Genomic DNA, 12,801 nt, shown 5'->3' with positions numbered 1-12,801 from the left:
CTGCAGGTAACTATAAATCTAACAGTTTCTGAAATTTTTCGTTGCAAAACAGCTGCTAAATGTGCGCCTTTTCATAAAAGGAGACTATCCGGTATAAGATTCTTGAAAATTAGTATAATTATATATTTAGCCTTTTGTATGCTTTTAAAGCAGTGTTTTGTTTAAGAAAATTACAAATATAGCTTAACCCTTGCCTTGAGGGCACGTATAGTAAGTCCACAAGCCCGCTGTCGGGCAATGTAAGACGCTAAACCTTTCCAAGCTATGAAATTAAACAACTTAGAGGATCTGATGATCCATGAACTGAAGGACATTTACAGTGCCGAACACCAGATCACAAAGGCTTTGCCTAAAATGATCAAGGCCGCATCCTCAAACCAGCTGAAGGCTGCTTTTGAGGAACACCTGAAAGTGACCGAGCAGCAGATTAAACGTCTGGATGATGTATTTAAGATGTTAGGTAAGAAAGCCACCTCAGAGCACTGCAAAGCAATGGAAGGCATTATTAAGGAGTGCGAGTCGATGATGAGCGAACGTGCCGATGAAAGTGTAATGGATGCTGCCCTTATTGCCTGCGCACAGCGTGTAGAACATTATGAGATTGCAGCTTATGGCACAGTTTGTACGTATGCCAAGCAACTCGGCCTGAATGATGTAGTGAAGCAACTGGGTATAACACTGGATGAAGAAAAACAGACAGACCAGAAACTTTCCATGATTGCAGAGCAGGCTGTAAACCTGAAAGCTGAGCGCTAAAAAGTTTAAAAGCACAAACTCTGTCGTTTCGCCTGGCTCCCCAAGCAGGTAAGAAAGCTACAGAGTACACATAAAGAAGCCCAACCAATACGGTTGGGCTTCTCTTTTTATAGTTATAATTGCTATAGTTTATAGTTTCTATTTCAGCATTTCATCCAGCGTTACAGTAGAAACAGCGTGGTAATTCGGTCTTGCTTTGGCATAAATGGCCAGCGCTTTCTTTTTGCCTTCTGGTGTGGCAGCCAGCGCTTTGTAAATTGGTACCAGGAACTTACGACGGCCTACATTGGTCAGGAATGTTTCTAAAGCCTTGTCTGCCGTGGTATAGTTGTTCCGGATGGTATGGATGAACCAGGCAGCCAGCACTTCAGAGTTACCTGAGTTGGTCAGGTTAAAGGCTTTGTCCAGGTCCTGCAACTGCTGTTGGCTCATTTGCTCAGGCAACATGCGTATAAAGTGCAGCCACTCGTGGCTCGACCAATCCTTTGTGTTGAGTTGTGCGGCGGGTTTGCCATTTTTCCAGGCCTGGTAGCTTTCTTCTACTTTCGTAAAGCGCTCTGAGGTTGGTACTACATGATCCTGTGGCAAACCTGGCGAAAATACCCAACCTTCGATGTTTATCTTCTCAGCCAGTGCTTCGTCGCCTTTTATCAGCTCTGTTCTCAAAAACTCTAGAAACTTGTCTGTGTTGGTAGTCTGGAAGGCAAAAGTATTAAAGTACTTGTTCAGGAACGCATCAAACTTCTGACGACCAACGGCCTGCTCAATGTTCTGTAAAAAGAAATTGCCTTTCTCGTAAGCTATATCGGTTAGACCTTCATCCGGGTCACGGCCTTCCAGGTCAAGCTTCAGGCGGGTGTCCTCGCTTGTCTCGCCCAGTTCTTTCAGGGTATTCTGCAGATCCTGGTAGCCCAGCACATTCAGCATATCAGCATACGATTTGCCGTATAGTTCTTCCATAATGCGGCGCTCGAAGTATACGGTAAAGCCTTCGTTCAGCCAGAAATCATCCCAGGTAGCGTTGGTTACCAGGTTACCACTCCAGCTGTGCGCCAGTTCGTGCGCAATCAGGCTGGTAAGCGATCGGTCTTTAGCCAGCACAGTAGGCGTTACGAAAGTAAGGCGTGGGTTCTCCATGCCGCCAAACGGGAACGAAGGCGGAAGCACGAGCAGGTCGTAGCGGTCCCAACGGTATTTGCCGTATAGTTTCTCGGCGGCCACCAGCATTTTGTCCATCTCGGCAAACTCGTAAGCAGCAGCTTTTATAGTTGCCGGTTCAGCGTAGATACCCGTTTGCGCCCCAACTTTACTAAATACCAGGTCGCCAACCGAAAGCGCCATCAGGTAAGAGGGGATCGGTTGTTTCATTTCAAAGCTATAGTTGCCAGTAGCATTCTTCTCTATCGGGTTTTCAGCGCTCATAACGGCAAGCAACTCTTTAGGTACCTGTACTTTGGCGCTGTATGTGATGCGTATGCCCGGGCTGTCCTGAATCGGAATCCAGGTGCGGGCCAGGATAGCCTGCGACTGCGTGAACAGGAACGGGTGCTTTTTGCCGGCTGTCTGCTGTGGGTTCAGCCATTGCAGAGCCGCCGCATCCGGAGACGTTTTATAAACTATAGTTACACGCTTTGTTTCCGGTTTTATAGTTATGTGCAGGGGCTGGCCCAGGTATTTATCGCTCTCGCCCAGGCGGAAAGTGGTTTCTTCCTGTTTGTCGCCCAGGTATACTTTTTCAATCTGCAGGCCGCGTGTGTCAAAAATGATTTCGTTGCCTTTAGCCAGGTTCTCAATATCGTAGCTCGCGGTGCCGCTTAAGGTTTTTGTATCAAAATTAACAGCGATATCCAGGTCAAGGTGGCGGGCTACTGCTTTGGTAGGTTCGGCATAGCTGTGCACATCCTCTGAAATCTGGTTTTGTGCCTGTTGTGCTGTGGTCATAGTTTCGGTGTTGGTGTTGGTTTGTGTTGTGCATGCGGGCAGGCAAAGGCTTCCGGCCAATCCTAAACCCAATAAATACTGCTGATAAGGCTTCATACGTAAAGGTTAGATTCCTGTGTAAGTTAGTCATTTCCGGCTAACCTGAAAAACTGCCTTGAAACCCATCCTTGCCCTGCAAACCCATTCTATATCCAGCATTTTAACTCTGGTGCAAACTATAGTTTAGGCAATAACTTTTTAATTAAAGTTGGAGTACATAAAGCTAAATCATCTTATAACATGCAAATGCAGTGTTTTAAATTGTATTATAACATGATAGTTGTTGAACTATAGTTTAGAAACACTATAACGTTGCACCTAATCAAAGACACATGAACCCTTGTATTTATAAAAGAACAATTCTTAGCCTGGCTGCTTTGTTTATGCTGCTTGCCTTTACAGGCTGCAACAAGAACAAAAAAGACGATGGAGATAAAAAAATAGGTGATATACTTGGCATAAGTGCCCTTCCGCAAACCACAACCGATAGCCTTTTCATCAGAAACTATATCAGTGATAAAGCAGCCTTTAAGCAACATGCTGATCTGATGTACCTTTTCTATGGCGACCGAGACTATGAGCTCGCCTGGTTCCGGGACAATAAGATCGTACCCGAAGCTGAAAAGTTTCTGACAACTATAGACGACTCAAAGCGCGAGGGGCTCGATCCAAAGAAATACCAAATTGTGGATCTGAAAAACATGATCAAACGCTATGACGATATGCGTGGTCGTGATTCTGCCCGTTTAAAGCTGCAGGAAGAGATTGATGTGGCCTTAACAGCATCTTACTTTAACTATGCTTCAGACTTCTACCGCGGGCGGGTAAATCCGGCAGAGGTTGGCTCTATTGACTGGAACGTTAAGCGCAACAAAATAAAGCTTAATAAGGCCCTGCAAACAATACTACAGGAGCGGGAAAGCACTTATCCTTACTACGAATTTGAGGCTCTGCACAAAGGTTACACAGACCTGCGCGATGTGTTGCAAAGGTACCGTAAACTACAGGATGCAGGTGGCTGGCATAAAATAGAGCTTGCAAATAAGAAAATGCTGCAGAAAGGCGACACAGGCCAGGTTGTAATACAGCTGCGCAAACGCCTGAACCCGGAACAACCGCTCAACTTAAAGGATGCTAAAATGCGTGTTTTTGATGATGGGCTGGTGGCTCAGGTTAAAAAGTTTCAGTTGCTGCACGGTCTGGACCAAGACGGTAAAGTAGGAGGGAATACCCTGCGCATGATGAACGTATCAGTAGACGATCGCATTCAGCAGATCATGATGAACATGGAGCGCTGGCGCTGGATACCGAAGCGCCTGGTGCCTAAAAGCCTTGATCAGAAATATATCTGGGTAAATATCCCGGAATATAAACTATACATCTACGAGGACCCGGACAACGATCCGGAAGCTGAAAGAGAGTACAAAAAGGTGTACGAAATGCGCGTGATAGTTGGGAAAGAGCTGAACTCGACCCCTATTTTTAGCGATAAGATGGAATACGTGGTGCTAGCGCCTTACTGGAACGTGCCGAACAGCATTGTAGAAGGCGAAATTAAACCGGCCATGCTTCGGGATCCAGGCTACCTCGATCGTAATAACATGGAGATCGTGACTAAAGAGCGCAATCCAAAGCCAATTTCTGCTTCCGATATTGACTGGGCAAGCGTTACGCAGAAGAATTTCCAATACATGGTGCGCCAGCGACCGGGGGCAAAAAACTCGCTTGGCGATGTTAAATTCCTGTTCCCGAACGAGTATAATGTATACCTGCACGATACTCCTGCCGATGCTCTTTTCAGCCAGACAGAGCGAGGGTTCAGCCACGGCTGTGTTCGCCTTGAAAAACCCCTTGACCTTGCAAAATACGTACTTAAAGATATGCCGGAGTGGACGGATCAGCGCATAAATGAGACAATTGCTGGCGGCGAAGAAACCTGGATAACGCTACCTAAAAAGATACAGGTATACCTGGTGTATTTTACCAGCTGGGTGGATGACGAGGGAAATGTTCACTTCCGCGACGATATCTATGGGCACGACAAGAAACTGGCAAATGAGTTCTTCGGGTAAAATAGGTGCTGTATGAAACTATCCGGATTGATAGCGCTATTTGTTTCTGTCTTGGGTCTGACTTCCTGCAACACAGGTACACCCGATTCTGAGCCGCTAACTGAGCAAGCTATGACAGATACAGCAGCAACTATAGCAGTTGAGGCCGATACAACCTTACAGCCGGTAGTTGAGCTAACGCTGCGCGCTATTGGCAATAACCAGGAAGAAATACACTACGACCAGGATACACTGGTAGTTCCGGCGGATGCACTTGTTTCGTTAACGCTGATAAACGAAGGTACGGAACTGACCATGATTCATAACTTTGTGGTTACGGTAAAAGATAAGTATAAGGAAGTAGCCTTAGCAGGAGCAGAGGTAGCATCTCCGGGCAATTACATCCCAGACAGTGAACTTGTACTTACTGGAACACCGCTCGCTTTACCAGGGCAAACAGTACACCACGAGTTTAAAGCGCCGCCGCCAGGGGAGTATAGTTTCGTGTGCACGTATCCCGACCACTGGAAAAAGATGCGGGGTGTACTCATTGTGAAAGAAACAAGGTAAGCATTTAACATCAGAGCGAACGCCGCTACTCTTTATTGAGTAGCGGCGTTTTGCTTTTATGAGTGTCTGCGCCTTATCTTGATAAAATTATAGTCGATGTTTAGTTGGTTGAGTGTATAAGGTATTTGGTTGATATATGGAGCTTTTATTACATCTGTGGGTGTATACTTGGCAGTGAAGTATAGATGCGATAAACGTAGTTAAGCTATTACAAATTAGCTTTTTACCGATTTGTGGATAACTCGGTTTATCCACATAGGGGCATTTTCAGTGTGTCATTATGACATGGTGTGTAAATTTCTAATAAATATTGAGCATCACATAGTTAGCTTCTCCACCTGAACTATAATCTAGTTACTCTAAGTCAAATCATAACATTTGATACCCATAACCATTGAATTTACAAATGTATATACAAATGTAAATTACATAGTATTGATAAGGTTATCGACGATGTAACTGGTTGTAGATTAGGTATTAGTGGTGTTGTGTTTAAAGCGTTTTTATGTCGTTTATTACTGCTGTTTACTTCTCGAAGTTTGGTTAATTGGTATGGTTTATTACATTTGTAACTATAACAAACCCGCTAATATGGTAGACAGGATCAGGGAACTTATGGAGCATTTGGGGCAATCAAGCTCACAGTTTGCTGATAGAATTGAAGTGCCGCGTGCTGTACTCAGTCACATACTTAGTGGCCGAAACAAGCCCAGTCTGGATGTGATAATCAAGATATTAGCAAATAATGAAAAGGTAAGCCCTGATTGGCTGCTGCATGGAAAAGGCGAAATGCTAATTTCAGTAGCACCAAAACCGACCTGCGAGACAGAACCTATGGTTCCACGAAAATCCATCTCAGAAAAGCCGTCAGAAACTTTGGTTTCAGAGCTTGATGCAGAAAAAGTGCAAATAAATAATGCTTCTGATACGCCATTAAAAAACACAGCAGTATCGGAAAAGAAACTAAAGCAGGTGATTTTGGTTTACTCAGATAACACCTTTTCAGTATTATCGCCGGAAGCCGGAATAATTACCTGACAACTATAGTTTAGCCCGCTATTTTGTGATGGTAGGACATAGATGGCTTCCAGAGTTAAAATGAAATAAAGCGTGTTTCTGTGATTAATTAGTTGTGAATGTTATACATTTACAGCACTATTCAGAATTTATGATCAAGTTTTCAGCACCAGACTGTCAGAGCTGTCCGACCCGCAAGTACTCATTGCTTGGCACTTGCAAGGGCCATGAGTTAGAAGATGTAAGTGCCAGTAAGTCTTGCTTTACATTCAAAAAAGGGCAAGTGATTTTTCATGAAGGCACCCGCCCCTCCGGCTTGCATTGTGTGAGTTCCGGTAAGGTAAAGGTGTCTAAAATGGGTAGCGATGGCAAAGAGCAGATCGTACGTTTAGCTAAGCCAGGTGATGTGGTAGGGTATCGCGCCCTGATGGCAGACAGCAACTACTCTGCTTCGGCGATAGCCCTAGATGATGCCGTGGTGTGCTTTATACCAAAATCGCAGTTCCTGGAGCTGATCGCAACAAACAACGACTTTTCTAGTGGGCTAATGAGGCTGTTTTCTCGTGCGTTGGGGGAGGCGGAAGAGCGCGTTGTGCAGATGGCGTATAAACCGGTTCGTGAACGTCTGGCCGAAGCGCTATTGCTATTGCAGAAAACTTACCAGCAGCAAGATGGAGAGGATAAGTTTACAATCTCTATTTCCCGCGAAGACCTTGCATCTATAGTTGGTACGGCCAAAGAAACCACGATTCGCCTGCTGTCGGAGTTTAAAGATGAGCAGATTATCATGACCAAAGGCAGCAGCATCACGATCCTTGATTCGGATAAGTTATTTAAGATCTGTCACCTGTACGATTAAAGTACAGCTGAACTATAGTTTAAAACAAAAGGCAGGCCCAAGAGAGCCTGCCTTTTTTTGTTGTAGTATGTACAACATACCACTAAACACCTAATACTAAACTTATAAACTAAACACCTTTCACTTTTAAACTATAACTATAGCTGCATTTATAGTTGCCGAACTATAGTTGCGCCAGCTCTTTTTCTGCTGATCTACATTACAAATGTCTGCCATTTATAAACTATAGGCACTGACATCTATCAGCTTCAAAAATGACTGTTATCATCCTTTAGGGCTTGCGGCCCATCTACCTTTGCATCAAACCATAAAAAGGAAAATTGAGATGGAAGCCGCACTCCAAACCAATGTTCAGACCTGCTACCATTGCGGTGACTCCTGCGAGGACGAACCGATTGTAGCACATGATAAGTCGTTCTGCTGCGATGGCTGCAAAACGGTTTATGAGCTCTTAGAAGAGAATAATCTTTGCAATTACTATAACCTGGAAGAGAACCCGGGAATTACAGGCAAGAAGCCTGTGGCCGAAGCCCGATTCGCTTATCTGGACGACGCCGGCGTAGAAGCACAGCTGATCAGCTTCAAGAGCGATAACATCGCCAAGATCACGTTCTACATACCGCAAATGCACTGTAGCTCATGTATCTGGCTGCTTGAGAACCTATTCAAAATTAATCCTGGAATTTCTGAGTCTACAGTTAATTTCCTGCGAAAGGAAGTATCATTAACTTATTTCCCTCAGAAAACTACCTTGCGCGACGTGGTAACGCTGCTGGCACGCATTGGCTATGAGCCGGAAATTACTTTGGCTAACACCGATGGCAAGAAGACCAGCAAACCTAGCCGTACCATCATCTATAAACTGGGTATTGCGGGCTTTGCATTTGGTAACGTCATGTTGCTGGCCTTCCCGGATTACGTGGACTTTACACAGGGCTTGCAGCGCACGTTCGGCTCTTTCTTTGGTTACCTGAGCATTCTGTTGTCTATACCTGTATTCTTTTATAGTGCCCGTGGCTTTTTCACATCTGCCTGGGAGGGCATCAAGCAGCGCATGGTCAACATCGACCTGCCTATCTCTACGGGGTTACTGGCGCTCTTCTTTGTTTCCATCTTTGATATTTTAACAGGTCGCGGACCTGGCTATCTCGACTCGTTTACGGGGCTGGTATTTTTCATGCTAATTGGCAAGTATTTTCAGCAGCGCACCTTCGATAGTTTGTCTTTTGACCGCGACTATACCTCTTATTTTCCGGTTTCTATAACGGTGCTGAAAGAAGATGGCGAAGAGTCGTCAACAGCTGTACGAAACCTTAAAGTAGGTGATCGTATCCGTATTCGTAATCAGGAACTTATCCCAGCTGATGCGATGCTGATGCACGGCCGCGCTTTGATAGACTATAGTTTCGTTTCAGGTGAATCGGAGCCGGTTGAAAAAGTAGTAGGTGAGGTGATCTATGCTGGTGGCCGGCAGGTAGGCGAGAGCATCGAGCTGGAAGTGGTGAAGGAAGTATCGCAAGGTTACCTGACCCAACTATGGAACGATACGGTGTTCAACAAAAATGAGGAGCAGTACCTGCATACTTACTCAAACATTGCCGGTAAATGGTTTATTATAGTTACCATGATGGTGGCAGCCGGAGCCCTTATTTACTGGGTGCCGCGCGACATGGATATGGCCATGAGAGCCTTTACTTCTGTTCTGATCATCGCTTGCCCATGTGCGCTGTCGCTGGCTACACCATTTGTGCATGGGCATACCATGCGGGTATTTGGACGCAATAAGTTCTACCTCAAAAATACAGGCGTTGTAGAGCGCCTTGCCAAAATAGATACGGTTGTTTTTGACAAAACAGGTACACTCACCGAGCCAAGTGAGGCAGAGCTTACCTATACTGGTAAAGAACTTACCTCAGCCCAGAAACAAGCTGTATTGTCTGTGTTGCGCCACTCTACACACCCGCTCAGCCAGCGCATCAGCCTGGGCTTAAGTGGTAGCGCCTTACCAGTTACCGATTTTCAGGAGTTTACCGGAAAAGGGCTGGTAGGCGAAGTAAATGGCATGTTGGTTCGGGTTGGATCTGCATCATACCTGGGTGTTCCTGCCGAAAAGCAAAAGGATACACTCAAAACTACCGTGTATGTCTCAATTGATGGTGTGGTGTTGGGTTACTATACTTTCTACAACGTTTACCGCGATGGGCTACAGCAAGTGTTACAGGGGCTGGGAGATAAGAAAATAGCCGTTTTGTCTGGCGACAACGACCATGAGGAAGCACGCCTGAGAGAGCTGCTCGGCAAAGAAGCGGAGCTCAACTTCAATCAATCGCCGGTGCAGAAGCTGGAATACATACAACAGCTGAAAGCCCGGGAAAACCGCCAGGTGCTGATGGTAGGCGATGGCCTGAACGATGCAGGTGCCCTGAAGCAAAGTGATGCAGGTATTGCCCTGAGCAACAGCGTAACCAACTTCTCACCATCCTGCGACGCCATACTGGATGCAAGCGCTTTCGACAGGCTGAGCAACTTTCTCAACTTCTCCAAAACAACGATGACGCTGATCCTGATGACCTTTGCTGTGTCGCTGGTTTACAACGTGATTGGCTTAACGATGGCTGTAATGGGGCTGTTCACACCAATCGTGTCTGCTATCCTGATGCCGATCAGTACGCTTAGCGTGATGACATTCGCCACACTATCCGTGAAGTACGCCGCCAGAAAAGCCGGATTGTAATGTCTAATAATGAATGATGAATGAGTAGTGAATGATGTATAGTGGACGAATAAGGCTAAATGAAACAGGTTAGTCATTAATCATTACCTGCTATTCATTAAAGTCACTCTCTAACTTCTAAACTTTCTAACTGATATGTATATCATCTTTTTAATGATCGCAGTGAGTGTAACGGTAGCAGCAGCTTTCCTGGGAGCTTTCCTGTGGGCTGTGCGCTCCGGCCAGTACGACGACGACTATACGCCTGCGGTAAGAATGCTCTTCGATAACGAGGTACCTGCAAAAGATAATAAAAGCCCGAAAGAGGAAATAGCCACATAAGCGTCAGTGTGACATTTTAATGATGCTGATTATGAGAAGGATAAGAGCTGTTAAGCAGGGTTCTGAACTATAGTTTTGTTCACTCCTAAACACCTAAACGCATCCTTCTCTAACTCGCCTGGCTGATATCTATCATTTCCGGAACTGACTTAGGTCATCTTTTTCTGGCCTGCGCCTGCGGAAATTTGTACCCATAGTTCAAGGACTAAAAACAAATCAAACACATACAACACTTAAACCATCGGAGGACACCGCACATGTCAACTAATGTAGCTGAAGTCTTAGAAAATGCGCCCGATAGGATTGTGCCGAAAGGTACGGACCGGGGCGTGACCGACACGTTCTTTTATGACAATAAGATCGTTCGGGATTTTGGTATAGCCACTGTTTTCTGGGGCGTAGCCGGTATGCTGATAGGCGTAATTATCGCTTTTCAGTTGGCTAACCCTGACGTAAACATGGGCAACCAGTACACAACATTTGGTCGGGTAAGACCATTACACACCAATGCCGTGATTTTCGCGTTTGTGGGCAACGCCATTTTTATGGGTGTTTACTATTCGCTTCAGCGTCTTTGTAAGTCGCGCATGTTCTCTGACAAGCTCAGCAAGATACACTTCTGGGGCTGGCAGCTGATAATCGTAGCAGCAGTTATCACGCTTCCGCTGGGGATGACTTCATCTAAAGAATATGCTGAACTGGAGTGGCCTATCGATATAGCTATCACGCTGATATGGGTTGTGTTCGGATGGAATATGTTCGGAACTATAGCACGTCGTCGCGAGAAGCACATGTATGTAGCTATCTGGTTCTACATCGCTACTTTCCTTACAGTAGCAGTACTGCACATCGTAAACTCTTATGCATTGCCGGTTAACTTCTTCAAGAGCTACTCTGGTTATGCAGGTGTGCAGGATGCGCTGGTGCAGTGGTGGTATGGCCACAACGCGGTTGCGTTCTTCTTAACAACACCGTTCCTGGGCCTGATGTATTACTTCCTGCCAAAGGCTGCTAACCGTCCGGTTTATTCTTACCGCTTATCTATCATTCACTTCTGGTCCCTGATCTTTATTTACATCTGGGCTGGTCCGCACCACTTGCTTTACACTTCCTTACCTGACTGGGCTCAGTCGCTGGGTGTGGTATTCTCGGTAATGCTGATCGCTCCAAGCTGGGGTGGTATGATCAACGGTCTTTTAACACTGCGTGGTGCCTGGGATAAGGTTCGCGTTGAGCCGGTATTGAAGTTCATGGTGGTAGCTATTACAGCTTATGGTATGGCTACGTTCGAAGGCCCGATGCTGTCGCTTAAAAACGTAAACGCTATTGCCCACTTTACTGACTGGATCGTAGCACACGTGCACGTAGGTGCCTTAGGCTGGAACGGCTTCCTGACTTTTGCGATGCTTTACTGGTTGTTCCCACGTATCTATAAAACAGAACTATACTCTAAAAAGCTTGCTAATACGCACTTCTGGTTAGGTACACTGGGCATCCTTTTCTATGCTATCCCAATGTACTGGGCTGGCTTTACACAAGGCCTGATGTGGAAACAGTTCACTGCAGAAGGTACACTACAGTATTCTAACTTCCTGGAGACAGTGCTACAGATTGTGCCAATGTACTACCTGCGTGGTATCGGTGGTATACTTTACCTTGGTGGCGTGTTCCTGATGGTTTACAACCTGTATAAGACAGCGAAAGCTGGCAGCCTGGTTGCTAACGAGCGCACCGAAGCACCAGTGATTGTACCAACACAGAGCATGAACGCCGGTCACTGGCACTCATGGATCGAGAAACGCCCTACTCAAATGGCTATCTGGGCTACAGTAGCGATTCTGATAGGTGGTCTGGTAGAGTTCATCCCTGCTTTCGTGATCAAATCTAACGTGCCAACTATAGAAAGTGTGAAGCCTTATACATCGCTGGAGCTGCAGGGCCGTGACCTGTACATAAAAGAAGGTTGCGTTAACTGTCACACGCAGATGGTTCGGCCATTCAGGTCTGAGACAGAGCGCTACGGCGAGTACTCAAAAGCAGGTGAGTTTGTGTATGACCACAACTTCCTGTGGGGTTCTAAGCGTACCGGTCCGGATCTGCACAGAGTGGGAGGTAAGTACCCGCACAGCTGGCACTATCACCACATGCTTGATCCAACGTCAATGTCACCAGGCTCTATTATGCCGGCTTATCCATGGTTGTTTGAGCAGGAAATTGACCTGAGAACAACGCAGGCGAAACTGGAAACCCTGAAAAAACTGGGTGTTCCTTACGAAGATGAGTACATCGCCAATGCCAACGAAGAGCTGATGAAGCAGGCCAATGAAATTACCGGCCAGCTGGCTAAGGAAGGCATTGAGGTTAAACCAGAAGCTGAGATTGTGGCTCTGATTGCCTACCTGCAGCGCCTGGGTACTGATATTAAAGTGAAAGAAACACAGGAATAACCTGACATAAGACAGAGTGACAAAAGACGAAGGAGATAATACTCAGGTCTTTTGTCCTTTGTCCCA

9 protein-coding genes are annotated in these 12,801 nt (G+C 45.9%); 8 read left to right on the top strand and 1 reads right to left on the bottom strand.

The annotated features are described in order from the left end of the window. Window positions 1-264: 264 nt before the first annotated feature. Complete coding sequence (locus GXP69_RS14570; protein ID WP_163915808.1) at window positions 265-756, top strand: YciE/YciF ferroxidase family protein; 492 nt, start codon at window positions 265-267, stop codon at window positions 754-756. A 138-nt stretch (window positions 757-894) separates the two neighbouring features. Here GXP69_RS14570 and GXP69_RS14565 read toward each other — a convergent pair whose 3' ends face one another. Further along, window positions 895-2,793, bottom strand: coding sequence for a M1 family metallopeptidase (locus GXP69_RS14565; protein WP_235925736.1), 1,899 nt, complete (start codon window positions 2,791-2,793; stop codon window positions 895-897). Window positions 2,794-3,068: 275 nt separating this feature from the next. Here GXP69_RS14565 and GXP69_RS14560 point away from each other — a divergent pair, with 275 nt between their 5' ends. From GXP69_RS14560 to ccoN, 7 genes are all read left to right on the top strand, one after another. Next, entirely contained in the window at window positions 3,069-4,808 is a 1,740-nt protein-coding gene (locus tag GXP69_RS14560) for a L,D-transpeptidase family protein (RefSeq protein WP_163915807.1), read from the top strand. A gap of 111 nt (window positions 4,809-4,919) precedes the next feature. Beyond that, the gene (locus GXP69_RS14555) at window positions 4,920-5,357 is read left to right on the top strand and encodes a plastocyanin/azurin family copper-binding protein (RefSeq protein ID WP_163915806.1); all 438 of its coding nucleotides are present in this window, start codon (window positions 4,920-4,922) and stop codon (window positions 5,355-5,357) included. A 591-nt stretch (window positions 5,358-5,948) separates the two neighbouring features. Further along, window positions 5,949-6,395: a helix-turn-helix domain-containing protein gene (locus tag GXP69_RS14550; protein ID WP_163915805.1), complete on the top strand. Its 447-nt coding sequence runs from the start codon at window positions 5,949-5,951 to the stop codon at window positions 6,393-6,395. Between the two features lie 130 nt (window positions 6,396-6,525). Further along, a complete protein-coding gene (locus tag GXP69_RS14545) occupies window positions 6,526-7,233 on the top strand; it encodes a Crp/Fnr family transcriptional regulator (protein ID WP_163915804.1) in 708 nt (235 codons plus the stop codon). A 325-nt stretch (window positions 7,234-7,558) separates the two neighbouring features. Next, window positions 7,559-9,967 (top strand): heavy metal translocating P-type ATPase, encoded by a 2,409-nt coding sequence (locus GXP69_RS14540; RefSeq protein WP_163915803.1) that lies wholly within the window; start codon window positions 7,559-7,561, stop codon window positions 9,965-9,967. Window positions 9,968-10,102: 135 nt separating this feature from the next. Then, entirely contained in the window at window positions 10,103-10,288 is a 186-nt protein-coding gene (gene ccoS, locus GXP69_RS14535; RefSeq protein ID WP_163915802.1) for a cbb3-type cytochrome oxidase assembly protein CcoS, read from the top strand. A gap of 257 nt (window positions 10,289-10,545) precedes the next feature. Beyond that, entirely contained in the window at window positions 10,546-12,735 is a 2,190-nt protein-coding gene (gene ccoN / locus GXP69_RS14530) for a cytochrome-c oxidase, cbb3-type subunit I (protein WP_163915801.1), read from the top strand. Window positions 12,736-12,801: the final 66 nt, after the last annotated feature.

The organism is Pontibacter burrus (genome assembly GCF_010686685.1).
GTDB classification, from domain to species: Bacteria; Bacteroidota; Bacteroidia; order Cytophagales; family Hymenobacteraceae; genus Pontibacter; species Pontibacter burrus.
The sequence above is the reverse complement of the archived record's forward strand: the minus strand, read 5'-3'. Positions and strand labels throughout refer to the sequence as shown.